Consider the following 26058-nt stretch of genomic DNA (forward strand, 5'->3'; position numbering starts at 1 on the left):
GAGGGCCGCCGGTCCCAGGAATCCATGCGGCAACTCGACCGGAAGGTTCGCGCCGCCGTGCCGAACGGGCACGGCCGCGGACGTCAGGTCCGTTCGGGCGGCAGCCGCGTTACTGTGGCGTGGCTTATCCGAATAAATGGGATATTACGGTCACGATCGCATGTGACTACTCTCCGTACGGCGGTCGATGCCGCCTCCGCTTCCGTGTCCTCCGTAGTCCTCGGCGTGATCCTCTCCCTCGGCTGTCTGGCCACCACCTGCACCGGCGCCGTGGCGGACCCGGCCACCCGGGACTCCGGTCTGCTCGCACAGGTCCGGCTGTCCGACCTGGAGGCGGTCGCGGTACCGCGCCTCGCCGAGCTGAGCGACGACGCCGTCATGGCGGCCCCGCTCGCCGCACCTCTTGCCGCACCCCTCACGACCCCCTTCGCCGTACCCGCCGCCGTCCGGGCCCGGAGGATCTTCCGGGGCCAGGCCTTCGACACCTGCGCCGCCCCCGGCCTCGGCACCCTCCGGGCCTGGCGGCACGACTCCCCGTACGGCGCCCTCGGCATCTACATCGGCGGCCGGAACCGCGCCTGCGCCCAGCCCCAGCTCAGCGCGGGCTGGACCCGGTCGGCGAGCTCGATGGGATGGGGTCTGCTGCCGCTCTACGTCGGCCTCCAGTCCCCGTGCATCAGCACCGGCCGCTCGGCCAGGATGAGCCCGGGCAGCGCCGCGAGCCAGGGCGGCGCCGAGGGCCGGGACGCCGTGAACCGCGCCAGGGACCTGGCCATCCGGCCCGGCAGCCCGATCTACCTCGACATGGAGACCTACGACCGCGACAGCGACCGCTGCACCCGGGCCGTGCTCCAGTACACCGCCGCCTGGACGCACGCGGTGCACGCGGCCGGCTACCTGTCCGGCTTCTACAGCAGCGCCGACAGCGGCGTCGCCGACCTGGCCTGTGGCGCCGCAGGCCGGCGGATCTCCGAGCTGCCGGACATCGTCTGGTACGCCCGCTGGGACGGCCGGAACGACACCAGCGGTTACAACGCGCTGGACTCCGGCGAGTGGGTGTACCACCAGCGGGTGCACCAGTTCGTCGGCAACACCTCCGAGAGCCACGGCGGGGTCCGGATCAACATCGACCGCAACGCGGTGGACGCACCGGTCGCCGTGGTGGGCTGACCACCGCCGTCCCTCACGGATGCCGGATGCCGGATGCCGGATGCCGGCTCCCGACCGCTGCGGAGTAGGTGCCCGCTACTGACAGGACGGCTGGTGAGCGACACAATCACCACTCGTACCCGCCACTACTGAGTGGTAGGCAGCACGTACGGTCAAGGAGGACCCAGGTGCTCAGCACGATGCAGGACGTCCCGCTCACCATCGGCCGCATCCTCGCCCACGGGGAGACCTTCCACGGCCGTTCCACCGTCGCCACCTGGGACGGCGAGAAGGCCGTGGCCAGCAGCTTCGCCGAGGTCGGCGCCCGCGCCGCACAGCTCGCCAACGCGCTGCGCGACGAACTGGGGGTCACCGGCGACCAGCGGGTGGCCACCCTGATGTGGAACAACACCGAGCACCAGGAGGCGTACCTCGCCGTCCCCTCCATGGGCGCCGTGCTGCACACCCTCAACCTGCGGCTGCCCCCGCAGCAGCTGGCCTTCATCATCAACCACGCCGCCGACCACACCATCATCGCCAACTGCACCGTGCTGCCGCTGCTCGCCCCGTTGCTGCCGAAGCTGAACCCGACGCTGCGTCACATCGTGGTCGTCGGCGAGGGCGACCTGGCGCCGCTGGACGGCTTCAGCGGCGGGGTGCACCGCTACGAGGAGCTGATCGCCGACCGCTCCACCGTCTTCCCGCACCCGACCGGTCTGGACGAACGCACCGCCGGCGCGCTCTGCTACACCTCCGGCACCACCGGGGACCCCAAGGGCGTCGCCTACTCGCACCGCTCCATGTACCTGCACTCCATGCAGGTGCTCTCGGCCGAGAGCTTCGGACTGACCAGCGCCGACAAGGTGCTCCCGGTCGTGCCGATGTTCCACGTCAACGCCTGGGGCATCCCGTACGCCGCCTTCATGGCCGGGACCTCGCTGCTGATGCCGGACCGCTTCCTGCAGCCGCAGCCGCTTGCCGCGATGATCACCGCCGAGCACCCCACCTTCAGCGCCGCCGTCCCCACCATCTGGACCGGCCTGCTGGACGAGCTCGACGCCCACCCGGGGGCCTACGACACCAGCACCCTGAGCCGGGTCGTCATCGGCGGCTCCGCCTGCCCGCCCGCGCTGATGAAGGCCTTCGAGGACCGCTACGGGATCAATGTCATTCACGCCTGGGGGATGACCGAGACCTCCCCGCTCGGCAGCGTCTCGCACCCGCCGGCCGGGCTCGGCCCCGAGGAGACCTGGCGCTACCGGCTCACCCAGGGCCGCTTCCCGGCCTCGGTCGAGCCCCGCCTGATCGGCCCGGACGGCACCGCCCTGCCGCACGACGGCGAGTCCGCCGGCGAGCTGGAGGTCCGCGGCCCGTGGATCGCCGCCGCCTACTACGGCGGTGAGGGCAAGGACGCAGCCTTGGAAACACTGGAGACGGGGGAGAAGTTCAGCGAGGACGGCTGGCTGCGCACCGGCGACGTCGGCACCATCAGCCCCGACGGCTTCCTCACCCTCACCGACCGGGCCAAGGACGTGATCAAGTCCGGCGGCGAGTGGATCTCGTCCGTGGAGCTGGAGAACCAGCTGATGGCCCACCCGGACGTGCTGGAGGCCGCCGTGGTCGCCGTCCCCGACGAGAAGTGGGGCGAGCGGCCGCTGGCCACGGTGGTGCTGCGGCCCGGCACCGGCACCGGCCTGGCCGAGCTGCGCGCCTTCCTCGCCGACCGGGTGGCCCACTGGCAGCTGCCGGAGCGCTGGTCGATCGTCGAGTCGGTGCCCAAGACCTCGGTCGGCAAGTTCGACAAGAAGGTGATCAGGAAGTCCTACGCCGAGGGCGAGCTGGACGTGACCAACCTCCGCAAGGGCGAGTAGGCACTCCCGGGCCCTGCTCCTGCCCTCCTACTGTCCGAGGCTGCCGATCTTCCCCAGCAGATCCACTATCCGGGCCTGCACCTCGGCACTGGTCGAGCGCTCCGCGAGGAACAGCACCGTCTCGCCGGAGCGCAGACCGGAACTCTCCGCGGGTCCGTCCACCGAGGTGTAGACGACCAGCGGGGTGCGGTGCAGCTGGTTGCTGCCGCGCAGCCAGTCCACGATGCCCACCCGGCGGCGGCGGATCAGCATCAGGTCCATCACCACCAGGTTCGGCTGGACGCTGCCGGCCTTCTCCACCGCGTCGTTCTCGCTCAGCGCGTGCACCACGTGCATGCCGCGCCGCTCCAGGGTCGCGGTGAACGCCGCCGCGATGTCCGGGTCCTGCTCGACCAGCAGCACCCGCGGCGCGTGCCGCTCACTGTCGCGCGGCGCCAGGGCGCGCAGCAGCACGGCCGGGTCGGCGCCGTACGCGGCCTCCCGGGTCGCCTGCCCGAGACCGGCCGTCACCAGCACCGGCACATTGGCGTCCCCGGCCGCAGAGCGCAGCGACTGCAGCGCCGTCCGGGTGATCGGTCCGGTCAGCGGGTCCACGAACAGGGCCGCAGGGAACCCGGCGACCTGTCCCTCGACCTCCTCGCGGGTACGGACGATGACCGGACGGTAGCCGCGGTCCTGCAGCGCCTGGCGGGTGGAGGGGTCGGGCTCGGGCCAGACCAGCAGCCGGCGCGGCCGCCCGTCCGCGGCGGGGGCGACCATGGTCGGGTAGTCGGCCCCGGCGATGAACTCCAGCCGACTCTCGGTACCGGCGGCCTCGTCCGCGCCCTGGTCCGCCTGGTCCGGGCCGGCTTCGAGCGCGCGCGAGTCCGGGGACGGCGCCAGGGCCGCGCTGCCACCGCCGACCGTTCCGCCACCACCGTCCGGGCCGAACCGCCCGCCGAACGGTGCCGCCGCCGGCACCGGCTGCAGCGCCGCCGGACCGGAGGCGGCCTGCGGCTGCGGCGCCTGGGACTGCTGGGCCGGCGCGGGGGCCTGCGACGGCACCGGCACCGGCTCCAGCTCCAACGGCGCCGAGGCGGCTGCACCCTGGTTTGCTGCATCCTGATTCGCACGGCCGTCATCGGTGCCCGGAGGCATGGCCAGACGTCGCCGCCGGCCGCCGCTCGGCGCGGGCAGCTCGGCGACAGCGGCCGGGGCCGGGGTGTCGAGCCTGGCCCCGGCGGGCGGAAGGGCGTGTTCGAGTCCCGGGTAGACAGGTCCGCCGATCAGCCCGGGAAACCCATTGGTCCCCGTCCCCTGCGACTGACCCTGATTCTGGACCTGCCCCTGCCCCTGGGCCCGACGCTCCTCCTCCTCGCGCTGCTGCCGCCCGGCCGCCTGCTGAGCCTCCGTCACCGCACGCGGCGGCCGGACCACCTCGGGCGCCGGCAACGCCCTGCGCCGCCGCGAGCGGTCTATCCCCTCAGCAGGTGTCTCCGACCCGGCACTGCCACTGCCACCATTACCGGCACCGCCGCCGGCACCACCACCAGTGCTGTCACCGCCGCCCGTACTGCGCTCCGGGGCCTGCCCCGGCAGGCTCTCGTCACTCCGCCGCGCAGCCGGCAGCGCCGCTCCGACGCCCGCTCCGGGAGCCTCCTGCGGCTGCGGCCCGCCCATCCCGGGGAGCTCCGGCAGCATCGCCGTGTCGTTCTCCTTCGGCCGGTCCGCCGTCCGCGCCGCAGCGGCGGCACGCTCGGCCGCCTCCTGCGCGGTCGCCGGGTCCAGCGGGAGCTCCACCACATAGGTGCGGCCCTGCTTGCCCGGGAGCTCGTGCGACTGCAGCACGCCGCCGTGCCGCTCCACCATGCCCCGAGCTATCGGCAGGTGCACCGGGCTGCCGCCCGCACTCGGCCCGCGCACCTCGATCCGTGCCACCGAGCCGCGCTGCGCCGCCGCTATCACCACGGTCGGGCCCTGCGTCGGCGTCCCGGTCAGCCCGGAAGCCACCCCCACGGCCATCCCGTACAGGCCGGCGTTGCTCCCCGAGGAAGCCTCGGCGGGGCCGTCCGCGGCCGAGGCCACGTCCGCGATCAGATGTCCCAGGGCCTGCGCCAGCCGCTCCTGGTCGGCGATCACCTCGACCTCGGACGGATGCACCGCGAACCGCACCCGGTCCTCGCCGACCAGCTCGGTCGCGGCCGCGACCGCACGCCGGACCACCTGGTCCAGCCCGATCGGCCGACGGTCCAGGGTCTCCCGTCCGGCGTCCAGCGCGGCGTCGAAGCGCTGGTACGACAGCACCCCGTCGACCAGCCGCGAGCTGCGCGAGATGTCGGCGGCGAGCCGCCGCAGCACCCAGTTGGCCTCCGGCCACAGCTGCCCGGCCGGGTCAGCGGCCAGCTTCTCCAGGGTGGTCTGAAGCCGTGTCAGCGGCTCCTTCAGCTCCTCCTCCAGCACGGCGGTGAGGTGCTTGTGCCGCGCGGCCAGGGCCAGGTAGGCGCTGCGGTCGGTGAACGTCATCACCGCGCCGACCAGCTGGTCCCCGTCCCGCACCGGGGCCGTGGACAGCTCCACGCTCACCGGGCGGCCGTCCTTGCGCCACAGCACCGCGGTGCGCACCCGGTGCTTGCGGCCCGAGGCGAGGGTGTCCGCGAGCGGCGACTCCTCGGCGGGCTGCGGGGTGCCATCCGGCTTGGAGTGCTGGACCAGCGGCAGCAGCTCCTGGCCGCCGAGCTCGCTGGCCCGGTAGCCGAGGATGTGCGCGGCCGCCGGATTGACCAGCACCACCCGGCCGTCGATGTCCACACCGAGCACGCCCTCGGCGGCGGCGCGCAGGATCATCTCGGTCTGCTTGTGCTGGCGCCGCAGCTCGGCCTCGACCTCCAGCCGTCCCGAGAGGTCCCGCACCACGATCAGCAGCAGCTGCCGGTCGGCCGGACGGCCACTGCCGCCGCCGCTCGCGCCGTACCCGTAGCGGGACACGCCGCCGTAGGAGTCGTAGGGGCCGTAGCCGTCCCTGCTGCTGTTCTCGCCCAGCCCGCCGCCGAGCAGGCCGTCGTCCTCGAACTCGTTGCCGGACACCTCGACCGGGAAGACCGTCCCGTCGGTCCGCCGTGCCGACATCCGCACCGGCGCGCCGTCGTCCTCCTCGGCGCCGTCCTCGCCCCGGGTGCGCGGGCGCATCGAGCCCGGGATCCGGCTCGGGTCGAACTCCGGGAGCAGGTCGAGCACGCCCATGCCCACCAGCGAACTGCCCGGGGCCTGCAGCGTGCGCACGGCTGCGGCATTCGCGTCCACCACGGTGCCGTTGCTGTTCACCAGCAGCAAGGCATCCGGAAGCGCGTCGAGTATGGCTGCGAGGCGAGCAGTGCCTCGGGTCGGCCTGCTGCTCACAACGAGCCGTCCTCCCTAGCTGAACATCCCTGCCGCACCGGCCCGGTCCGCCGCTGCGTCGGCTGACCTCCCCCAGGCTCACCAGCAAGCACTATCCCACACTCATTTTTGCGATTGCGGCGATCCGCCTAGTAACGTGGTCTCCGGTTAGCCGCAGCCCGCGTGGCTGTGGCATCATCCATGCAGACGGCCGTGATCGCCAGTAGGCGTGTCACGTCCCATGCAGGGAGGCTTCGCCTAGTCCGGTCTATGGCGCCGCACTGCTAATGCGGTTTGGGCCTTCAAGCCCATCGAGGGTTCAAATCCCTCAGCCTCCGCGTGACGAGGGCCCTTCGCTTCGGCGAGGGGCCCTCTCTGCATCTCGCCCCGCATCACTTCGGCAGGGCTTCCAGCGCCAGCCCCCAGGGGAACCCCTCGTCCTCGGATCCACACCGGATCTGCACGTCCACCCCGGCCTCCCGCAGCGCGTCCAGGCTGCGCCCGAAGACCAGGTTCCCCGCGAGCGCGTCGCCGACGGACGGGAGCACCACCACCGGCAGCCCGAGCCCGGTCGCCTCGGCGAACGAGCCCAGCGCGTAGTTGTCGACGATGCCGGCCGCCCACTTGTTGATGGTGTTGTACGTCGCCGGAGCGACCACCACCGCGTCCGCCGGCGGCTGCCGCTTGGCCTCGCCCGGCCGCCGGTACTCGCTGAACACCGGCCACCCGGTCTGCGCCTCGACCGCCGCCACGTCGAGGAACGCCACCGCTGCCGGGGTGGCCAGCACGCAGACCTCCCACCCCTCGTCGATCGCCGCCCCGATCAGCTCCCCGACCCCGGGCGCCGGCGCGGCAGCGCAAACGATCACGTACAGAACCCGCGAACCACGGCCACCACTCATCCGCCGATTCCAGCGCGCCACGCCGCAGCCCGCAACCCCGTCCCCGGCCGCAGCCCAGGTCAGGGCCCCCGATAACTCGATTTCACCCGAGGCCGGGGCTCGTGTAATGTAGTCATCGCAAGGCAGCGGGGCGAACGAAAAACGCCCGGAAGCCGCGCAAGGCGCTCATAGCTCAACGGATAGAGCACTTGACTACGGATCAAGAGGTTGCAGGTTCGAATCCTGCTGAGCGCACAGTACGAAGGCCCTCCGGCCCGGAGATTGACTCCGGATCAGGGGGCCTTTCGCATGGCCCGGGCCGGTCGGACCGTGATCGGCCCGCCGGCCCCTGCGGAACCCTGCTCGCAGGCGGTGCGTTGAACCGGCCGACCCGAATCGGGGGCTCCAGGGCGGGGGAGGTCCATGGCAGTTCGTTCAGCGGCGGCCGGCATCGACGCGGACGACCCCGGGACGCGCCGGACCAGGCGGCTGGTGCGCGTCGCCGACGGGGCCGTCAGCCTGCAGTGGCTGGCGATCACCGGGATCAGCACGGTGCTCGTCACCCGCGGCTACCTGAGCGCCACCGGCTACCCGCAGGTCGGGAACGGCACCCTGCACATCGCCCACGCGCTCTGGGGCGGACTGCTGATGCTGGCGGCGATCGCGGTCGCCCTGATGTACACAGGAGCGGACTCGCGGGCCTGGACGGTGCTGCTCGGCGGCGCGGGCCTGGGTCTGTTCGCCGACGAGATCGGCAAATACCTGACCCGCACCGACGACTACTTCTACCGACCCGCCGCAGCCATCATCTACCTGCTCTTCGCCCTACTGCTGGTGCTGGCCTCGCTGCTGGAGCGGGGAACCGTCGACGACGGCGACGCCCGACTGGGTGAGGCGGCGCACATCGCGGCGACCGGACTGGTCTCAGGGCTCGGTGCGGAGCGTCGCAGCCGGGCGATGGCCGCGCTGGAGGGCCGCGAGGACCCGGCCGGCCTCGCCGTGCTCCGCCTGCTGGAACTGGCACCCGAGCGGAGGCCCGGGGTGCTCCGGCGGATCCGGCGCGGCCTCGAAGCACGGGCCCGGCGGCTGGCCGACCGGCACGGGGCGGGAGAGGTGGTGGCGGTCCTGATGTTCCTGTCCCACCTGGTCGTGGCCATCGTCTTCCTCGTCCAGGCCAGCCTGCTCGGCGCCGGGGAGCACCTCGCCCCCGGCACCGAGGACTGGGCGGTGGTCGCCGAGGCGGGGACACGGGGCGTCTCGCTGCTACTGGTCTCGGTCGGGCTCATCCGGTGGCGGGCCGATCGCCAGTCGGCCTACCGGTGGTTCCGCGCGGCGCTGCTGGTCGACCTGCTCATCACCCAGGTCCTCAACTTCAGCGACAGCCAGTTCCGCGCGGTGGCGGAACTGCCGTACCAGCTGGCCCTGCTGGCCTTCGTGACCTATCGGCTGCGGTCGGCGGCGGCTGCGGGTAAGCAGTAACTGCCGTGCGCCCTGGCACGGTTCGTCATCGGAGCCAATAATGTGTCGCCGAGTGGTCGTCGTACGTACATGCTGAACTCCGTACATGCCGAACCAGGGGGTAGGCGTATGCAGCGCGGAACACGGAACCGGGGCCGAGGTCGCTCCCTGACCCGTTGTGCGGCAGCGGTCTCGGGCATCGCCATGATCGCCGCAGCCTGCTGCGCCGTACCCGCAGCGGCGGTGACCCCGGGAGCCGGTGCGGCCGCCGCGTCGATCTCGGCCCCGGCCCCGGACATCCTGACCGCGCCGACGCTCATCGCATCCACAGCCAAGGGGGACGTCGCCTACCGCACGGTGGGCCACGGCCGACCGCTCCTGCTGATCATGGGTTACGGCGGCTCGATGGACGACTGGGCCCCTTCGTTCGTCGACGCCCTCGCCGCCCACTTCCGCGTCATCGTCTTCGACAACGCCGGGGTCGGTCAGACCAGTGCCCTGCCCGCGCCCTTGGACGTTGCGGCGATGGCCGAGCAGACCAGTGCGCTGATCTCCTCGCTGCGACTGCACAGGCCGACCGTGCTCGGCTGGTCCATGGGCGGCATGATCGCCCAGGCACTGGCCGTCCGGCACCCGGGGCAGGTCGGACGCCTCGTCCTGGCCGCCACCCAGGCCGGCACCGGCAGGGCGTTGCCGATCCCGGCTGCTGCGGCCGCCGCGCTGAACAGTCCGAACCCGGCAGTGGTGCTCTCGGTTCTCTTCCCGGCCGACCAGCTGGCCGCACTACGGGCCTACGCCGCCCAGATCACCCAGTACCCGAACTTCTACGCAGCACCCAGCACCGTGAAGGCCGAGCAGACCGCCGCCATCCAGGAGTGGATGGCCGGCGACGATCCGGTGGGCCATCGGTTGAACCGGATCCACGTGCCCACCCTGGTCGCTGACGGCACGGAGGACGCCCTGAACCCGGCAGCCAACGCCGTCCTCCTGGCGCACGGTATTCCCCGCTCACGCCTCCTGCTCGACCCGGACGCCGGCCACGCCTTCCTCTTCCAGGACGCAGCCGCCTTCGTCCCAGCCGTGACCCACTTCGCGAACGGGGCCTGAAGCCGGTCCTCACCGTCCGACCGCGTAGTAGCCCTCGAGGTCGGCGATGACGTCGACGGTGCCGTAGGCGTTGTGGACGGTGATGTAGCCGTTGCTGTCGACCGGGACGGTGACCAGGGCTGGACGGGTCTGGCCCGGTGTGAGGTCGAGGTTGGAGGCAATGGGCAGGGACCCGCTGCCGAAGGCGGTGAGGTAGGTGGCTCGAGTGCTGCCGGTGCCGGTCAGGTTGACGGTGACAGCGCCGGTCCCTGCCGGGACCCCCTGTACCCCGGTGACCTTGATGCGTAGATCGGCGCCGGCACCGAGGTGCCTGCTGCCCACCCGGGTGTCGACCAGACGGGTGGGTGCCGTGGGAACGTACGCGGCGCCTGCAGGACTGCTGCTGAAGTAGCCCTGGACGTCGGCGATGAGGGCCGTCCGGCCGAGACGGTTGAACAGCCTGATCGAGCGTGAGGAGTCGACGGGGAGGACCACTGCGTTGGAGGTGGTCTGGCCGGCCTTGAGATTGAGGTCGGAGACGTTCGGCAGCGCGCCGGCGCCGGGGTAGGCGGTGATGAAACCGTCGGTGGTGGGTGAGGCCGCAGTCACGTTCACGATCGCGGCTGTGGCATCAAGCGGGACTGTGCCTGCCGGCAGGGCCACGACGGTGGTGCTTCCCGGGCCTGCGGGCTGCTCGGGCGCGCCGGTACCGTTCCGGGTGTCCAGGATGCGGGTCGGGACGACAGGGGTGAACAGGCCGCCGTCCGTGCCCTGATCGGACTGCGTCGAAGGGCTGGTGGAGTAGTAGCCCTGCACGTCGGCGATGAGGTCGATCCTGCCGGCGGCGTTGTAGAGGTCGACGTAGCCGTCTGCGCCGACCGGGACGGTCACGAGATTGGGATCGGTCTCTCCGGACTTGACATTGAGGTCGGAGCTCTGGGGCCGGGGGCTGCCGTCGGGGTAGGCGACGACCCAGTCGGCGCTGGTCGGGTTGGTGCCGGTGACGTTCATGGTGACAGCGGCCACACCGGTGGTCGGGATGCCGTTCGCCCCGGCGATCTTGAGGCGGAGCACAGATCCCGGGCCGACCTTGGCTTTCGGCGCGCCGGTGCCGACGCGTGTGTCCAGGACCCGGAGTGGTGTGACCGGTACCAGTGTCGAGCCCACGGTCAGTCGGTGAGTGATCGTCAGTTTCTGCTGCGCCTCGTCGGTGACGTACAGAGTGGCGGTGTAGGTGCCCGGTGCGGGATAGGTGTGGACAAGACTCATGTCCGAATCGCCCTCGGCGGGCTGACTGCCGTCGCCGAAGACGACCATCATGTCGAGGATGCCCCAGGGACTCGCCGCTTGGGCCTTCAGATCGGCTGTGAGCCGGGTGGAGCCGGTCAGCTTCAGCGATGCGGAGAGCGGCCCAGGTGCGTTGACCTGTACGTGACCGCTTCCGGGGGCGGTTCGCTCGGTTCCGTCCGGCAGGGTGGCCGTCACCGTGAGGGGATAGCCGCCCTGTGGGCCGACCTGGGTGTAGGTGTGTGTTGCCGTGGGCTTCGACGAGGTCACCGGGGTGCTGCCGTCGCCGAAGTCGAAGGTGTAGGCGATACCGGTCGTGGACCAGGGGTTGGTGACGTAGGTGGTGGCGGTCACCGGGAGAGGCGCCGGTCCTTGCCGTGAGTCTGCGCCCGGGATCGCGAGGTGGAGCGGGTTCTGGAACTCGTAGGCTCCACGGTCGACCGTGCCGGTTCCCGTCCCGGTGTTGGGGACCAGGGAGTCGTCGACGCGTGGGTTCCCATGGATGTCGGTCGGCGTCTCTCCTGGGGCGTCAGCGTCGCCGGAGTCGATCAGTCCTGAACCTTCGGAGGGGACTGGGGTGGCGCTGGCGCCGGAGGCGTCGTGACGACCCTGGCCGGTGCCGGCAGCGAAGGCGGCAACGGAGGTGTAGGCGGTGCTGCCCCAGACGTACGCAGGGTGGGACGCATCCGAAAGCGAGATGACGTTGTAGTCGGCGGTGACCGAGGCGGCGGAGTCGGAGGAGACGCTGATCCTGGTCCCGTTGTCGGGAGAGGAGAAAACCGTGTTCTCTATGGAGCCCGTCGAGGTTCCGGAGACGGTGATGCCGACACCACCCCTGGTCTGCACACTGTCACCAGCCAGGATCAGGCCTGTCGTGCCGTCAGCAGTGACCCCGCCGCCGGTGGTGCTGTTGGTGACGGCACAGCTCGCAATGGTGACGAACGAAGCTCCAGAGGCCACCTTGACGGCGTCTCCCGTCGAACTGCTGTCGAAGGCGGTGTCCGTGAGGCTCACATGCGACGAAGCGCCGTCGATGTCCACCGCGTCGACGGGCGATGCGGTCGCTCCCCAGGAAAACGTGCTTCGTGTGACGGTGATGTGCTGTGAGCCCTGCACGTTGAGTGGCGTGTGACCGGAATCGCCAATTGTCAGGTTGTCCAGCGTTATGTACTGGGCGTCACTGATGATCAGCAGAGGACCGTCTGAGGCAGCTCCAGCGCTGAGGCTCCCGCCGGTGAACGTAATGGGTTGCTCAGCGGTGCCTGACCGATTGACCACCACTGGCTTCGTCAGGCCCAGATCGCCCCCGTGCACTGTCTGGCCGGGCTGGACGACGTCCGCTGCCGCCTGCAGGGTGCAGAACGGCACAGCCGAACTGCCCGGCCCTGTGTTACTGCAACCGCTGACGGAGCGGACGTAGAGATCTGTGGCCGGGCCGTCAGCGTGGGCGGTGGTGGTCGCACCGAGGCCGCCGAAGAGCAGAGCGATGGCGATGGTGCCTATGAGCGCACGTGGGCGCGGCATGTTCGTCCCCCCGGGTGCGGAGGAGCGCGTGCAATGCGCTACTACTTCGCACCAGTGATTCGCATGAAGATCCTGTGAGCGCTGACAGTATCGGTACGGAGCTGACGGCGTCACGCCTAAGTGGCGGGCACGGGTTGGTCGGTGTAGGTGTGGCCGGTGGGGGCGGTCCAGGTGACGTTGCCGGTGTGGTGGTTGTAGCGGGTGTGCCAGCCGGCGCGGTGTTTGGTGAGGTGGTGTCGGCGGCAGAGGGGGATGAGGTTGTCGGGCGTGGTCAGCCCGCCGCTGTGCGGCTTGGTGTGGTTGAAGGGGACTACGTGGTCCAGGTCGCAGCGGCGGGAGGGGCGGGTGCAGCCGGGGAAGCGGCAGTGCGGGTCGCGGGCGATCACGTGCCGGGTGACCTCGGTGGTCGGCCGGTAGGTGGTGGGGTCGGTTTTGAGGACCTGGCCGGTGGTGGGGTGGGTGAGCAGGCGGCGCCAGATGCTGCCGGGGCGGGTGGCCAGGGTGCGGGCTTGGGCGGCGGTGATGGGGCCATGGCCGTGCAGGTCGGCGGGGTGGTCGGCGGTGCCGATCAGGGTGTCGAACGGCACGGTGACCACGATCGTGGCGGTGGTGGAACTTGTCGCGGTTCCGGAGACAAGTTCCACCAGCGCGTCGGCGCAGCGCTGGGGCAGGGTGCGGCCGTCCGCGTCGAGGGTGTGGGCGTGGGCGGTGACGGCGGCGTCGACCAGGGCGGCGTCGCCTGCCGTCAGCAGGGCGCCGTACCAGGCCATGCCCTCGGGGTGGGCCCGCAGGGTGGTGCGCCGGTCTTCCCGAGCGCGGGTGTGGCGCTGCTCGGCCCCGGCCGGGTCGGCCTTGATCACCGCGCGGCTGATCGCCTTACGCGCCGCACCCACCGTCTGGGTCGGCAGCTTGGGCAGCACCAGGGCCTCCACCTGGGTGGCGGTCTCGTCGTCGAGGGCGGCGGTGTGCTCCAGCAGGGCCTTGAGGTGCATGATCTGCACCTGCCCCTGGGCCAGCAGCCCCAGCGCGGCCGGGAAGCGGGCGGTGAGCTGCTGGGCTTCGACCAGGCGCCCCCGGGCGGTGTCCGGGGAGATCCGCAGCGCACAGGCCACCTGCTCCTGGGTCTCCAGGAAATCCCCCAACACATCCGGATGCCCGGGGATGCAGGTCAGCGGATGCTCCTGCAGCCCGGCCAGCATGGCGATCTGCACCGCCTCCAGCCAGCACCGCGCCCGCGCGACCGCCACCAGCGCATCGATCCGCCCGGCCGCCGACAACTCCAGCCCCTCCAGGTCGGCGATCCCGGCCACACTTACCGCCCCCGGCACCGCCCGCGCCAACCCCGCCGCCAGCGCATCCCCGTCCTCCAACCAGCCCACCATAACCACCCCCTCCAGGTACTCCGTACACCCCTGATTCTACCGTGACCCACCGTCAAAACCGGCACCGATAGGGCCCCTGAACTGCACGAACGGTTGCGCGTCGAACTCCCGCACGCCCCCCGAGCCTGCGCCCGAACCTGTCTCCAAAACCGGGACAGGACCGTCGCCGGCATGGTCGGACGGCAGGCTGAGCATGATCCAGGGGGTGATCACACCCCGCAGGCCGGAGCGAGCCACTGGACGTGCCGCGACCGCGCGCAATGTCTGGTACGCCGCATACGGGTCGAACATGCATCTTGATCGACTGAACTACTACCTCTCGGGCGGACGGCCCCCCGGTGGTAGGCGTACGTACCCCGGATGCCGCGATCGGCGTCCTCCGCGGGAGACGGTCCCGGTGCTGCTGCCCGGTCGGCTCTACTTCGCGCTGGAGTCCATGGCCTGGACCGGTGGCATGGGCTTCTACGATCCCCTGGACGAAGGGGAGATGCCTGCCCGGGCCTACCTCCTGACGGCCTCGCAGTTCGCTGACATCGCTGCTCAGGAGATGTACGAGACCCCCGGCGAGGACCTCGACCTCAGTGCGGTTCTCATCGCTGGACGGGCGAGTCTCGGCGACGGGCGGTACCAGACGCTCGTCTGCCTGGGGGTGCTGGACGGCTGCCCGGTGCTGACGTTCACCGCTCCCTGGCGCAGCGCCGAGGCGCCGCTGAACAAGCCGTCGGCTGCGTATCTGCGCAATCTGGCCTCGGGGCTCCGGGAGTCCCACGGCTGGACGCGCGAGAAGATCGCCGACTACCTCGCCGGACGGCCTGGCGCCGAAGGCGAGTGGGACGCGGCCGACATCGTGGCCCTGCTGGACGGCAACGGCGACCGGACGGGCATGCCGGGCAGGCATGTAGGAGGGAATTAAACGATGCCGTGTACAGTTACTTGCTGGAGACAAGCAATTAAGTGGCGACCAGCAGCATCCGGGAGGGACCGCCATGGAACGGACAGTGACCGCGACAGCAACGGCGGCACCAGCGTCGGCGCCGGCATCGACACCGGCACCGGCATCGGCACCGATGAAGCCGGGGGGCACCGCCACCGCGGCGGAGGCCGCACTCGCGCTCGGTGACGAGGTCAGCCGGTTCACGCGACTGATCCACGCGTGGAAGCTCCGGGCCCGGGAGGACAACGGCGGCGGGGACCGCCTGCTGCTCGCGCGCCTGGTGAACTACGGTCCGCGACGGGCCACCGACCTCGCGGCCGAGACGCTGCTGGACCTGTCCACGGTGAGCCGGCAGGTCCGCTCGCTGGTCGACCGGGGCCTGGTCGAGCGCACTCCCGACCCCGAGGACCGCCGCGGCACGCTGCTGTCGGCCTCCGAGGCCGGCGTGCTCGCCTTCCAGCACTACCGGGACCTGCGCAACCAGCGGCTGGCCCGGCTGCTCGAGGCCTGGACGGCCGAGGACCGCTACGAGCTGGTCCGGCTGTTCGGACGCCTCAACGACGACTTCGCAGAGAACCACCACGAACTCTTCGGCGGAACGCTCGGGGCCACCGCCCCGACGGCGTCCGCCGCGGCACGGCAAGGAGAGCCCAAGTGAGCAGTAGCAGCAGCAGCGGGGGGACGGCGGTCGCGTCACCGGAGCCCATACCCGCACCGGGCGGGCTGAGTCACCGCCAGATCATGACCATCCTCAGCGGTCTGATGATCGGCATGTTCCTGGCCGCCCTCGACCAGACCATCGTCAGCACCGCGATCCGGACCATCGCCGACGACCTGCACGGCCTCAGCCAGCAGGCCTGGACCACCACGGCCTACCTGATCACCTCGACCATCGCCACGCCGCTCTACGGCAAGCTCTCCGACATGCACGGCCGCAAGCCGTACTTCCTCGCGGCCATCAGCATCTTCGTGACCGGCTCGATCGCCTGTACCTTCGCCACCTCGATGATCGAGCTGGCCGCGTTCCGCGCCTTCCAGGGCCTGGGCGCCGGTGGTCTGATGTCGCTCGCGCTGGCGATCATCGGCGACATCGTGCCGCCGCGCGAGCGCGCCCGCTACCAGGGCTACATCCTCGCCGTGTTCGCCACCTCCAGCGTGCTGGGCCCGCTGGTCGGCGGTTTCCTGGCCGGTCAGAGCACCATCCTCGGCATCGCCGGCTGGCGCTGGGTGTTCCTGGTGAACGTGCCGATCGGCATGGTCGCGCTGGTCGTGGTCGCCAAGGTGCTCAACGTCCCGCACACCCGCCGCAACCACCGGATCGACTGGTGGGGCGCGGTCACCATCGCCCTGGGCGTCGTCCCGCTGCTGCTGGTCGCCGAACAGGGGCAGACCTGGGGCTGGCTCTCCGGCCGGTCGCTGGCCTGCTACGTCATCGGCGTGGCCGGCGTGGTCGCCTGGATCCTGGTGGAGCGCCGGATGGGCGACGCCGCACTGATCCCGATGCGGCTGTTCGGCAACAAGGTGTTCAGCCAGACCAGCGTGCTGTCGGTGCTGGTGGGCATGGGGATGTTCGGCGGGATGCTGATGATCCCGCAGTACCTGCAGATCGTGAAGGGCGCGTCGCCGACCAAGTCCGGTCTGCTGATGCTGCCGCTGATGCTGGGCATGATGTCCGCCTCGATCGCCACCGGTCAGCTCACCGCCCGCACCGGCCGCTACAAGATCTTCCCGGTGATCGGCACCGCACTGCTGGTCGTCGCCATGCTGCTGTTCCACTTCGAGGTGCAGTGGAACACCCCGCTGATGGAGACCATGGTCTTCATGCTGCTCTTCGGCATCGGCCTGGGCCTCACCATGCAGACGCTGACCCTGTCGGTGCAGAACGCCGTCCCGGCGAAGGACATGGGCGTGGCCACCGCCTCGTCCACCTTCTTCCGCCAGCTCGGTGCCACCGCCGGTACCGCGATCTTCCTGTCGGTGCTGTTCAGCACCGTCGGCGACAAGATCAACGACGCTTTCACGGCCGCGGCGAAGACCCCGCAGTTCCAGCAGGCGCTGAACAACCCCGCCGTCGCGGGGAAGGCCGGCAACCAGCCGGTGGTGCAGATGATCCAGCACCCGAGCTCCAGCGGCGGCGGTGCCTCGGTGCTGAGCGACTCCTCGTTCATCCAGAAGCTGGACGACGTGTTCGCGGCCCCGTTCAAGCAGGGCTTCGCCGACTCGATGCACCTGGTGTTCCTGCTCGGCGCCGGTGTGATGGTGCTGGCCTTCGTGCTCGTGCTCTTCATCAAGGAGGTGCCGCTGCGCAGCGTCTCCGGCATCCAGGCCCAGGCGCAGGCCGCGGCCGCGGCGATGGAGAAGGCAGCGGCGAAGGAAGCTGACGCCTCGTAGGACCGCTCGTAGGAGTGTCCGACGCGTGAACGGCCCCACCGTGAGGTGGGGCCGTTCGCATGTTCGGGGTCAAACCTGGGAGGGTGTGGCCCGCGCCAGTTCCCCTGTCCCAACCCCCGTCAGACCCCCCAGTCCCAGCCCCCAGTCCCAGTCGCTGGCGCCGGACAGTACGGAGAAGAGAACCATGAAGGGTTTCCGCAGTTTCCTGCTGCGCGGGAACGTCGTCGACCTCGCGGTCGGCATCGTGATCGGTGCGGCCTTCACGGCCGTGGTGAACGGGTTCGTCACCGCGTTCCTGACGCCGATCGTCGGCCTGATCACCAACTCGACGGGTGACTACAGCAAGAAGACCTTCAACGTCAGCGGGGTCACCTTCCCGTACGGCGCCCTGGTCTCCGCCCTGATCAGCTTTGTGCTGATAGCGATCGTCGTCTACTACTTCGTCGTCATGCCGATCAACCGGCTGCACGAGCGCTTCTTCCCGGCGAAGGAGCCCGACGTCCACACCAAGGACTGCCCGGAGTGCCTGAGCACGGTTCCGGCCGCTGCGACCCGCTGCTCCTTCTGCACCATCCCGCTGACGGTCCAGGTCGAGATGCCCAAGCAGTTCCCGCAGAACCCGCAGTACTGACGTCACCCGCAGTACTGACGTCCGCTCAGCCGACGACCAGCGCCGGTCGGCGTGGGTCGTCGGCCCGGACGACCAGGTCGGCGGCGTCCGTCGGCAGGGTCTCCGCCTCGTAGCGGGCGAAGGCGGGCAGGGTCCACCGTTCGTCCTCCGGGGTCCGCCGCTCCAGCGCGGCGGGGCTGAGCCGCAGATGGACCGTCAGGTCCAGCGGCAGCCAGCGGCCGAGCAGCAGCGGGCCGTCCAGCAGCAGGACGCCGCCGGGCGGCAGCGGTACCGGCTGCGCGCGGACGGCACGGTCCGCCCGGGCGTCCCGGAGCGCGGGCAGGACCAGGCCGTTGCCGCCCGGCTCCAGCGGGTCGAAGACCTCGCGGAACAGGGCGTTGGTGTCGAGCCAGCCGTCGAAGTAGGCGTCGGCGTCCTGGTGGCCGTACTCGAGCCGGAGCGAGGCCGGGCGCAGGTAGTCGGCCGCGCTGACGCGCACCACCGGCCGTCCGAGCAGCCGCAGCAGTGCGGCGGCGGCCTCCGCGAGGCCGCCGGGGTCGGCGGCGGGCGCCCCGTCCACCGCCACCCGCAGCCGCCCGCCCTCTGGGAGCGGCAGCGCGTGCACCCGTTCCGCGAGGGTGTCGGCGAGCGCTGCCGGTGTCAGCGGACGGACCTCCACGGCAATCCCCAATCCCTTCCTACGATTACGCCGACCGGTTACGCCGACCGGTTACGCCGACGCGGCCGTGAGCAGCTGGATCTCGTCCGCGCCCAGCTCCAGGTCGATGGCCGCGACCAGGCCGGGGAGCTGCTCCACGGTACGGGCACTGGCGATCGGGGCGGCCACGGTCGGCTGCGCCAGCAGCCAGGCCAGGGCGACGGTACCGAGCTCGGCGCCGTGCTCGGCGGCGACGGTGTCCAGCGCCTCCAGCACCTTGGGCCCGGTCGGCGTCTCCAGGTACTTGGACGCGCCGGCGGCCCTGACACTGTCGACGGCGGCGCCGCCCGGACGGTACTTGCCGGTCAAGAAGCCGGCGGCGAGTCCGGCGTAGGGGACCGCTGACAGCCCGAACGCCGCGGCGACGTCGGCGAGCTCGCCCTCGTAGCTGTCGCGGGAGACCAGGTTGTACCTCGGCTGCAGCGCGACGTACGCGGCCAGGCCCTCGCGCCTGGAGAACTCCAGCGAGTCGGTGAGCCGGCGCGGCGAGATGTTGGACGCGGCGATGTGGCGGACCTTGCCGGCCCGGACCAGGGCGTCCAGCGCGGTGACGATCTCCTCCACCGGAGTGCTCTCGTCGTCGAAGTGCGTGTAGAGCAGGTCGATGGTGTCCGTGCCGAGGCGGCGCAGGGATTGCTCGGTGGCGGCGGCGATGGTGGCGGCCTTGAGCCCCCGGTACTCCGGGTGTGAGCCGACCTTGGTGGCCACGACGATCTCGGCGCGGTTGCCGCGCGCGGCCAGCCACTCACCGAGGACGGTCTCCGACTCGCCGCCGGAGTTCCCCGGTGCCCAGGCGGAGTACACGTCGGCGGTGTCGATGAAGTTGCCGCCGGCCGCGGTGTAGGCGTCGAGGACCGCGAACGACTGCTCGGTGTCCGCGGTCCAGCCGAAGACGTTGCCGCCGAGGGAGAGCGGGGAGACCGAGAGGTCGGAGGCGCCGAGCGTGGTGCGCCAGGGGGAGGGGGACCCGGAAGCGGAGGTAGAGGTCATGATCAGGGGCAACGCGGCGGTGCGGCGGGGTATTTCCACCGCCGCCCCCGCCCCGCTACCGCTACCGCTACCGCAGCGTCGTGCCCGCCTCCGCGTCCAGTAGCCCCAGTTCGTCGCGGGTCGGTTGGCCGGACCAGTCATTGGGGACGGTGACGGCGAAGGCTCCGGTGAGGCAGGCGAGCCGGAGGCGTTCCGCGACGGGGGCGCCGTCCAGCAGCGCGGTGAGGTAGCCGGCCACGAAGGCGTCGCCCGCGCCGACCGGGTCGAGGGCCCGTACCGGGACGGCCGCGCGGTGCAGTTCGGGGCCGCCGTCCGCCGGATACACGGAGGCGCCCCGCGCTCCACGCTTGACCACCAGCTCGGGACCGCCGAGCCGGGCCACCGCTGACGGTTCGTCGGTCGCGTCGGCGAGCAGCAGGAGTTCCTCCTCGCCGCCGAAGAGGTGGGAGAGGTGCGGCAGCAGCGGCGCCAGCCGCTCCCGGAGCAGTTCCGCTCCGCCCAGCGCGGCGCGATGGTTGACGTCCAGTGAGACCGGGACCTGCGCCGCGACCGCGAGCTCCACCGCCCGGGCGACGGCCCCGGCCGCGCTCGGTGAGAGCAGCGGGGTGATTCCGGTGATGTGCAGGACACCGGCGCCGGTGATCACCGCGGCGGCCGCGTCCACGTCGGCCGGGCAGAGCCGGGAGCCCGCCGAGCCGGTGCGGTAGTACTGGACGCGGGTGACGTCCGGGGTGCGCTGCTCCTTGACGAGCAGTCCGGTGGGGGCGTCCGGGTCCACCAGGGCGCCGCTCACCTCGACCTGTTCGGCGCGCAGCCGCTCCAGCACCAGCGCGCCGAACTCGTCGGCGCCGACCCGGCCGATCCACGCTGCCGGGTGCCCCAGCCTGCGCACGCCGATGGCGACGTTGGACTCCGCGCCGCCGATGGAGAGCTCCAGGTGGGGGGCGTGCCGCAGTGGTCCGGGGCGCGGGGAGCCCAGCACGGCCATGGTCTCGCCCAGGGTGACCAGGCCGGGCATCAGCGCTCCGCCGAGGTCGCGGCGACGTAGGCCCGGGCCCGTTCGGCGAGGGCGGCCAGCGCGGCCGGGCTGCTGTCCGTCCCGGCCTCGCGCAGTAGCGGGGAGCCGACGCCGACGGCGACGGCGCCCGCGGCGAAGTAGTCGGCGATGTCGTCCAGGGCTATGCCGCCGATGGCGATGAAGGGGACGTCGGGGAGGGGCGCCCGGAGGTCCCGCAGGTAGCGCGCGCCGCCGACGGCGTAGGCGGGGAAGAGCTTCACTGCGGTGGCGCCGAGCCGTACCGCGGCCATCGCCTCGCTGGGCGTGAGCGCTCCGCAGAGCACCGGAACGCCCTGGTCGACGCCTTCAGCGAGGACCTCCTCGGTGACACCGGGGGTGACCAGGTAGCGGGCCCCCGCGTCGATGGCGGCCCTGGCCTGGTCCCGGGTCAGCACCGTCCCGGCGCCCAGCACGGTGTCGGCCGGGAGCGTGCCGTCGGCCGCGACGCGGCGCAGCGCGGTGAGCCCGGCGTCGCTGGAGAGGGTCAGCTCGATCAACCGGACGCCGTTGGCGGCGAGGACGGCGGTGGCGGCGGTGAGCGCGTCGGCGTCGGCGCCGCGCAGGACGGCGACCAGCCGCTCCCGGCGCAGCAGGTCGAGGACGGGGGGACGGGGGGTGGCGAGTTCCATGGGTGGGTCTCCAGGCGCAGGCAGTCGGGGGCAGGCAGGCGGGCAGGCAGGTGGGCAGGCAGGTGGGCAGGTGGGACGGCAGCGGATCCTGATGAAGCAGCACGAACGATAATCGATTGGATGGATGCCGGATACCCCCCGCCCGATAGAGTCGGTTCCGACACTGAGGAGCACCGCCATGACTGTTGAGCCCGTACTCGGCGGACGGTTGTCCGACCAGGTGTACGACCTCGTCCGCGCCTCCATCACCGCGGGCGAGCTGGTGCCGGGTGCCCGGCTGGTCGAGTTGGAGCTGGCCCGCCGCTACGGCGTCAGCCAGGCGCCGGTGCGCGACGCACTGCGGCGGCTGGCGGCCGACGGCCTGGTGCTGCAGTTCCCGCGCCGGGGCAGCTACGTCGCCGACATCTCCGAGGAGGACGCCCGCCAGGCCTACCGGGTGCGGGCGGTGCTGGAGCAGTTCGCGGCCACCGAGGTGTGCCGGCTGGCCCCGGCCGGGCTGGTCGAGGTGCTGCACGCGGACGTCGCGGCGATGCGCGAGGCGGCCGGCCGCGACGATGTCGCCGGAGTGGTGGACAGCGACGTGTCGTTCCACCGGCACGTCTGGGAGGCGGCGGGGAACGGGCTGCTGGCGCGGATGTGGACGGTGACCGAGGCCAGCCTGCGCAGCTTCACCGCGGTGTCCAACAAGGTGTACTTCGGCCGGCTGGAGGAGATCGTGGAGCACCACACCCCGCTGGTCGCGGCGCTCCAGGGCGGCGTCCCGGAGGTGGCCGGGATCCTCTTCCGGGAGCATGTGCTGGACATCTGGGAGCGCATCGGCACACCGATCGCCGACTGATCAGCGGTCGACCGGCAGCCGAACAGCACCCCAACTCTGGCCGATTATCGATCGGATCACCGCCCCGAGTGGGAGGGGTGGGGTTTCCGCGCTCCCAAATCGTTCAGTAAACTGAATGCAGTTCATGAACATGAACGACCTGATGCCCTGCTGAGGAGCCCCATGGACCTCCACGCCGTACTCACCCCACCGCTGTCCTTCCCGCTGACCCCTTTCACCGACGACGACCGACTCGCCCTGGACGTCCTCGCCGTCCATGTCGAGCAGCAGGTGGCCGCCGGTACCGCCGCGGTGTTCATCGCCTGCGGCACCGGGGAGTTCACCGCCCTCAGCCGGGAGGAGTACCGGGAGGTGGTCGCCCTCGCCGTGAAGACCGTCGCCGGACGGGTCCCGGTCTTCGCCGGCGTCGGCGGCGGTCCGGCCGTCGCCCGTGAGTACCTGGCCGACGCCGTGGACTGCGGCGCGGACGGGGTGCTGCTGCTGCCGCCGTACCTGGTCAGCTCCACCCCGGAGGGGGTCCTCGGCCACATCCGCTACGTGGTCCGGGACAGCCCGCTGCCGGTGATCGTCTACCAGCGGGCCAATGCCCGGCTGAACCCGGCCACCGCCCTCGCCCTGCTGGACCTGGAGCAGGTGGTCGGGCTCAAGGACGGCCTCGGCGACGTCGAGCAGATGCAGCGGATCGTCGCCACCGTCCGCACCAGCGGGCACCGGCGCGCCGCCGACTTCCACTTCCTCAACGGTCTGCCGACGGCTGAGCTCTCGGCCCGCGCCTACCGGGCCATCGGTGTCGGCAGCTACTCCTCGGCGGTGCACTCCTTCGCCCCCGACCTGGCCCACGGCTTCGCCCGGGCGCTGGACTCCGGAGACGACGAGCTGGTCGACGCCCTGCTCGCGGCCTTCCTGCTGCCGCTGGCGGACCTGCGCGACAAGGTCCCCGGCTATGCCGTCTCGCTGGTCAAGGCCGCCGCGGTGCGCGAGGGGCTGGCCGTCGGGCGGGTCCGTCCGCCGCTGGTCGAGGCGGCGGAGGAGGATGTGGACGAGCTGGTCCGGCTGATCGCCGCAGGCCGGGCCGTCCTGGCGGCGTCCACTGCTGCCGCAGCCGCTGCATCCGCCGCCGCCGCATCCACCGCCAGCGCATCCACTGCCACCGCATCCGCCGTCGAGGAGGCCAAGTGAAGATCCGCCAGGTCACCGTCACCCCGGTCGCCTTCCACGACCCGGCCCTGCTCAACGCCGTCGGCGTGCACGAGCCCTACGCCCTGCGCAGCATCATCCAGCTGCACTGCGACGACGGTGTCGTCGGTCTCGGCGAGTCCTACGGAGACGACGCCTTCCTCGCCCTGCTGGAGGCCGCCGCCGACGCGATCACCGGCCTGGATGTGTTCCACCTCGGCCTGATCGAGCAGGCCGTCAGCCGCGCCGTCGGCGGCGGGGCCTTCGCCGACAGCCACGGCCTGACCGGCGGCTCCTCCAGCTCCAAGACCGTGCTCTCGGTCTTCTCGGCCTTTGAGGTCGCCTGTCTCGACGCCCAGGGCAAATCCGTCGGCCGTCCCGTCGCCGACCTGCTCGGCGGTGCGGTGCGGGACCGGGTGCCCTTCTCGGCCTACCTCTTCTACAAGTGGGCTGCCCACCCGGGCGGCGCGGAGGACGAGTGGGGCGCGGCGCTCGACCCGGACGGGATCGTCCGGCAGGCGCGCCGCATGATCGACCGCTACGGCTTCGGCGCCGTCAAGCTCAAGGGCGGGGTGTTCCCCCCTGAGGAGGAAATCGAAGCGATCCGCGCGCTGCGCGCCGCCTTCCCCGACCTCCCGCTCCGGCTGGACCCCAACGCCGCCTGGACCGTCCCCACCTCGCTCAAGGTCGCCACCGAACTGGACGGTGTGCTGGAGTACCTGGAGGACCCGACCGCCGGCATCGAGGGCATGGCGGAGGTCGCCCGGCAGGCGCCGATGCCGCTGGCCACCAACATGTGCGTGGTCGCCCCCGAGCACCTGGCCCCGGGGCTGAAGCAGCAGGCCATCGGGGTGCTGCTGTCGGACCACCACTACTGGGGCGGACTGCGCCACTCCCAGCAGGTCTCGGCGCTCTGCGCCACCTTCGGCGTGGGCCTGTCCATGCACTCCAACAGCCACCTCGGGATCAGCCTCGCCGCCATGGTCCAGCTCGCGGCGGCGACCCAGCACCTCAGCTACGCCTGCGACACCCACTGGCCGTGGAAGCGCGAGGACGAGGACGTGATCGTCCCCGGCGCGCTGACCTTCCGCGAGGGCGCGGTGGCGCTGCCGTCCGGCCCCGGCCTCGGCGTCGAACTGGACCAGGACGCCCTGGACCGGCTGCACCGGCTGTACCTCGACTGCGGGCAGCGACGCCGGGACGACACCGCGTACATGCAGCGGTTGCACCCGGGTTACCAGCCGCACACGCCGGGTTGGTGAGGCAGGAGTTTCACTTGATCGGTACAGGACTGCGACAGACACGCGCGACCACTGCTCACCCTGATTGGCTAGAGTCACCTGCCATGGCCGACTACCAGAACCCCCCTGTCGAGGACCCCTCCGCGAGCACGCAGATGTTCCGGGCCTTCGTCGACGAGCCCCAGCCCAAGCCCGCCACCGCTGTCAGCGAGAGCAGCCGCACGGGCGTCATCACGGTCGGCGTGATCGTCGCGCTGGCGATCATCGCCGCTGTGGTCTACCTCGCAGTCAAGTAGCAACCACTGCACCAGAGCACTACTGCACCACAGCACCACAGCACCGCTGCACCACCGGCACTCGTGGCCGGCAGCACCGGCACCAGCAGCACAGCACCCCGCCGACCGGCGCGCCCACCCCGCAGGGGCACGCCGGTCGGCGGGGTGCTGCCCTGCGTCCGGCAGGCGTCGGCCCGGCAGGAGCCGTCGACCCCGCCAATTTACTGACGAGTCATCAGATGGAAAGGGCGAGTCTCCCCGCCCTGCCTAGACTGGCCTGCAGCACTCGGCCAGGGGAGAGAACGACGTGACCGCAGACCAGCACGGGACCCGCGCCCGCAGCCTCGGCCTCAAGGCTGCCGCCAACGCCCGCGACCTCGGCGGCTACCGCACCGCGGACGGCCGCACCGTCCGCAGCGGGGTCGCCCTGCGCGGCGACGCGCTGAACCGGCTCACCGATGCCGACCTGGACGTCCTCGCCGGGCTCGGGCTGCGGCAGGTGGTGGACCTGCGCGGGCTCAACGAGGTCGAGGAGAACGGCAGCGACCGGCTGCCCGAGAGCGTCCCGGCCGGCGCCGACGGGCCGGTGCGACTGGTGCACCTGCCGGTCTACTCGCCCGAGCACGACATCTACCTCTCGCTGCGCGACGTCCTGGCCGGTCAGGACGCCCGGGAGCAGCACGCCCTGCTGGGCGACGGCGGTGCCGAGCGGATCATGGCGGAGATGTACGGCTGGTTCGTCACCGACCCCGCGATCCGCGAGCTGTTCGCCCGAGCGGTCCGGCTGCTGGCCGACCCGGACGGGATCCCGCTGATGTTCCACTGCACGGCCGGCAAGGACCGGACCGGCTGGACCGCCGCCATCGTGCTGACCGCGCTGGGTGTGGACCGCGACACCGTCTACGAGGACTATCTGCTGACCAACACGCGCTCGGCCGCGCTGATCGAGCGGATCATGGAGGTCTTCAACACCAGGGGGGTGATGGAGGACCCGTCCCTGATGCTGCCGGTCATCCGGGCCGAGGCCGCCTACCTGGACGCCGCCTTCGCGGCCGTCGAGCAGGGCTGGCCGAGCTTCGACGCCTTCCTCGGCGAAGGGCTGGGCCTGGACGCCGCCACGCTCGCCGCGCTGCGGAAGAACCTGCTGGAGGACTGAGCGCGGCCCGCCGGGCCGCTGGAGGCCTGAGGCCTGGCCGGTCCGTTCGTG

21 protein-coding genes and 2 tRNA genes are annotated in these 26058 nt (G+C 71.5%); 15 read left to right on the forward strand and 8 right to left on the reverse strand.

The window, feature by feature from the left end; all coding sequences use genetic code 11:
- Window positions 1-204 precede the first annotated feature (204 nt).
- Both ABUW04_RS14510 and ABUW04_RS14515 read left to right on the forward strand, forming a co-directional pair.
- Window positions 205-1170 (forward strand): glycoside hydrolase domain-containing protein, encoded by a 966-nt coding sequence (locus tag ABUW04_RS14510; protein ID WP_051725257.1) that lies wholly within the window; start codon window positions 205-207, stop codon window positions 1168-1170.
- 167 nt (window positions 1171-1337) lie between these two features.
- Window positions 1338-3020, forward strand: coding sequence for a long-chain fatty acid--CoA ligase (locus ABUW04_RS14515; RefSeq protein WP_030253674.1), 1683 nt, complete (start codon window positions 1338-1340; stop codon window positions 3018-3020).
- A 27-nt stretch (window positions 3021-3047) separates the two neighbouring features.
- On the opposite strand, the gene ABUW04_RS14520 is transcribed toward ABUW04_RS14515, so the two are convergent.
- Window positions 3048-6395: a hybrid sensor histidine kinase/response regulator gene (locus ABUW04_RS14520; RefSeq protein WP_380564916.1), complete on the reverse strand. Its 3348-nt coding sequence runs from the start codon at window positions 6393-6395 to the stop codon at window positions 3048-3050.
- 226 nt (window positions 6396-6621) lie between these two features.
- Here ABUW04_RS14520 and ABUW04_RS14525 point away from each other — a divergent pair.
- Window positions 6622-6712 (forward strand) — tRNA-Ser (locus ABUW04_RS14525).
- A 54-nt stretch (window positions 6713-6766) separates the two neighbouring features.
- On the opposite strand, the gene ABUW04_RS14530 is transcribed toward ABUW04_RS14525, so the two are convergent.
- Window positions 6767-7243 (reverse strand): flavoprotein, encoded by a 477-nt coding sequence (locus ABUW04_RS14530; protein WP_380564917.1) that lies wholly within the window; start codon window positions 7241-7243, stop codon window positions 6767-6769.
- A gap of 194 nt (window positions 7244-7437) precedes the next feature.
- Here ABUW04_RS14530 and ABUW04_RS14535 point away from each other — a divergent pair.
- From ABUW04_RS14535 to ABUW04_RS14545, 3 genes are all read left to right on the forward strand, one after another.
- Window positions 7438-7510: transfer RNA gene (locus ABUW04_RS14535), tRNA-Arg, on the forward strand.
- A 168-nt stretch (window positions 7511-7678) separates the two neighbouring features.
- Window positions 7679-8734 carry a hypothetical protein gene (locus ABUW04_RS14540; RefSeq protein WP_380564919.1) on the forward strand — a complete coding sequence of 352 codons (1056 nt, stop codon included), beginning with the start codon at window positions 7679-7681 and terminating at the stop codon, window positions 8732-8734.
- Between the two features lie 183 nt (window positions 8735-8917).
- Window positions 8918-9820, forward strand: coding sequence for an alpha/beta fold hydrolase (locus ABUW04_RS14545; RefSeq protein ID WP_380564921.1), 903 nt, complete (start codon window positions 8918-8920; stop codon window positions 9818-9820).
- 9 nt (window positions 9821-9829) lie between these two features.
- Here ABUW04_RS14545 and ABUW04_RS14550 read toward each other — a convergent pair whose 3' ends face one another.
- Window positions 9830-12724: a PKD domain-containing protein gene (locus ABUW04_RS14550; protein WP_380564923.1), complete on the reverse strand. Its 2895-nt coding sequence runs from the start codon at window positions 12722-12724 to the stop codon at window positions 9830-9832.
- A gap of 2 nt (window positions 12725-12726) precedes the next feature.
- Entirely contained in the window at window positions 12727-13980 is a 1254-nt protein-coding gene (locus tag ABUW04_RS14555) for an HNH endonuclease signature motif containing protein (protein ID WP_380564925.1), read from the reverse strand.
- Between the two features lie 409 nt (window positions 13981-14389).
- Here ABUW04_RS14555 and ABUW04_RS14560 point away from each other — a divergent pair, with 409 nt between their 5' ends.
- The 4 genes from ABUW04_RS14560 to mscL all read left to right on the forward strand — a co-directional run bounded on the left by ABUW04_RS14560 (window position 14390) and on the right by mscL (window position 17948).
- Complete coding sequence (locus ABUW04_RS14560) at window positions 14390-14905, forward strand: histone deacetylase (RefSeq protein WP_380564926.1); 516 nt, start codon at window positions 14390-14392, stop codon at window positions 14903-14905.
- A gap of 154 nt (window positions 14906-15059) precedes the next feature.
- Window positions 15060-15584 (forward strand): MarR family winged helix-turn-helix transcriptional regulator, encoded by a 525-nt coding sequence (locus ABUW04_RS14565; RefSeq protein ID WP_380564928.1) that lies wholly within the window; start codon window positions 15060-15062, stop codon window positions 15582-15584.
- Between the two features lie 83 nt (window positions 15585-15667).
- Window positions 15668-17317 (forward strand): MDR family MFS transporter, encoded by a 1650-nt coding sequence (locus ABUW04_RS14570; protein ID WP_380565044.1) that lies wholly within the window; start codon window positions 15668-15670, stop codon window positions 17315-17317.
- A gap of 184 nt (window positions 17318-17501) precedes the next feature.
- Window positions 17502-17948 (forward strand): large conductance mechanosensitive channel protein MscL, encoded by a 447-nt coding sequence (mscL, locus tag ABUW04_RS14575; protein ID WP_030253692.1) that lies wholly within the window; start codon window positions 17502-17504, stop codon window positions 17946-17948.
- Window positions 17949-17973: 25 nt separating this feature from the next.
- Here mscL and ABUW04_RS14580 read toward each other — a convergent pair whose 3' ends face one another.
- The 4 genes from ABUW04_RS14580 to ABUW04_RS14595 all read right to left on the reverse strand — a co-directional run bounded on the left by ABUW04_RS14580 (window position 17974) and on the right by ABUW04_RS14595 (window position 21321).
- Window positions 17974-18606 (reverse strand): uridine kinase, encoded by a 633-nt coding sequence (locus ABUW04_RS14580; RefSeq protein WP_380564930.1) that lies wholly within the window; start codon window positions 18604-18606, stop codon window positions 17974-17976.
- A 51-nt stretch (window positions 18607-18657) separates the two neighbouring features.
- Window positions 18658-19635, reverse strand: a complete 978-nt coding sequence (locus ABUW04_RS14585; RefSeq protein WP_380564932.1) for an aldo/keto reductase — start codon at window positions 19633-19635, stop codon at window positions 18658-18660.
- A 67-nt stretch (window positions 19636-19702) separates the two neighbouring features.
- Window positions 19703-20653 carry a sugar kinase gene (locus ABUW04_RS14590; protein ID WP_380564934.1) on the reverse strand — a complete coding sequence of 317 codons (951 nt, stop codon included), beginning with the start codon at window positions 20651-20653 and terminating at the stop codon, window positions 19703-19705.
- A complete protein-coding gene (locus ABUW04_RS14595) occupies window positions 20653-21321 on the reverse strand; it encodes a bifunctional 4-hydroxy-2-oxoglutarate aldolase/2-dehydro-3-deoxy-phosphogluconate aldolase (RefSeq protein ID WP_380564936.1) in 669 nt (222 codons plus the stop codon). Before ABUW04_RS14595 ends, ABUW04_RS14590 begins: the two co-directional genes overlap by 1 nt.
- A 178-nt stretch (window positions 21322-21499) precedes the next feature.
- On the opposite strand from ABUW04_RS14595, the gene ABUW04_RS14600 reads away from it, so the two are divergent.
- From ABUW04_RS14600 to ABUW04_RS14620, 5 genes are all read left to right on the forward strand, one after another.
- A complete protein-coding gene (locus ABUW04_RS14600; RefSeq protein WP_380564938.1) occupies window positions 21500-22159 on the forward strand; it encodes a GntR family transcriptional regulator in 660 nt (219 codons plus the stop codon).
- 162 nt (window positions 22160-22321) lie between these two features.
- Window positions 22322-23338, forward strand: a complete 1017-nt coding sequence (locus ABUW04_RS14605) for a 5-dehydro-4-deoxyglucarate dehydratase (protein ID WP_380564939.1) — start codon at window positions 22322-22324, stop codon at window positions 23336-23338.
- Window positions 23335-24597 (forward strand): glucarate dehydratase family protein, encoded by a 1263-nt coding sequence (locus ABUW04_RS14610; protein ID WP_380564941.1) that lies wholly within the window; start codon window positions 23335-23337, stop codon window positions 24595-24597. The genes ABUW04_RS14605 and ABUW04_RS14610 overlap by 4 nt, the downstream gene beginning before the upstream one ends.
- Before the next feature lie 83 nt (window positions 24598-24680).
- Entirely contained in the window at window positions 24681-24872 is a 192-nt protein-coding gene (locus ABUW04_RS14615; RefSeq protein ID WP_030253707.1) for a hypothetical protein, read from the forward strand.
- Window positions 24873-25158: 286 nt separating this feature from the next.
- Window positions 25159-26007 (forward strand): tyrosine-protein phosphatase, encoded by an 849-nt coding sequence (locus ABUW04_RS14620; RefSeq protein WP_380564943.1) that lies wholly within the window; start codon window positions 25159-25161, stop codon window positions 26005-26007.
- The last annotated feature ends 51 nt before the right edge of the window (window positions 26008-26058 follow it).

The sequence above is a fragment of the Streptacidiphilus jeojiensis genome (genome assembly GCF_042510965.1).
Lineage (GTDB): Bacteria > Actinomycetota > Actinomycetes > Streptomycetales > Streptomycetaceae > Streptacidiphilus > Streptacidiphilus jeojiensis.

What these genes read in the sequence shown, in the direction of transcription:
- ABUW04_RS14540 (WP_380564919.1), top strand. Translation starts at nt 7,679, where the DNA reads ATGGCAGTTCGTTCAGCGGCGGCCGGCATCGACGCGGACGACCCCGGG.
- ABUW04_RS14545 (WP_380564921.1), top strand. Translation starts at nt 8,918, where the DNA reads ATGATCGCCGCAGCCTGCTGCGCCGTACCCGCAGCGGCGGTGACCCCG.
- ABUW04_RS14565 (WP_380564928.1), top strand. Translation starts at nt 15,060, where the DNA reads ATGAAGCCGGGGGGCACCGCCACCGCGGCGGAGGCCGCACTCGCGCTC.
- ABUW04_RS14570 (WP_380565044.1), top strand. Translation starts at nt 15,668, where the DNA reads ATGACCATCCTCAGCGGTCTGATGATCGGCATGTTCCTGGCCGCCCTC.
- mscL (WP_030253692.1), top strand. Translation starts at nt 17,502, where the DNA reads ATGAAGGGTTTCCGCAGTTTCCTGCTGCGCGGGAACGTCGTCGACCTC.
- ABUW04_RS14585 (WP_380564932.1), bottom strand. Translation starts at nt 19,635, where the DNA reads ATGACCTCTACCTCCGCTTCCGGGTCCCCCTCCCCCTGGCGCACCACG.
- ABUW04_RS14590 (WP_380564934.1), bottom strand. Translation starts at nt 20,653, where the DNA reads ATGCCCGGCCTGGTCACCCTGGGCGAGACCATGGCCGTGCTGGGCTCC.
- ABUW04_RS14595 (WP_380564936.1), bottom strand. Translation starts at nt 21,321, where the DNA reads ATGGAACTCGCCACCCCCCGTCCCCCCGTCCTCGACCTGCTGCGCCGG.
- ABUW04_RS14600 (WP_380564938.1), top strand. Translation starts at nt 21,500, where the DNA reads ATGACTGTTGAGCCCGTACTCGGCGGACGGTTGTCCGACCAGGTGTAC.
- ABUW04_RS14605 (WP_380564939.1), top strand. Translation starts at nt 22,322, where the DNA reads ATGGACCTCCACGCCGTACTCACCCCACCGCTGTCCTTCCCGCTGACC.
- ABUW04_RS14615 (WP_030253707.1), top strand. Translation starts at nt 24,681, where the DNA reads ATGGCCGACTACCAGAACCCCCCTGTCGAGGACCCCTCCGCGAGCACG.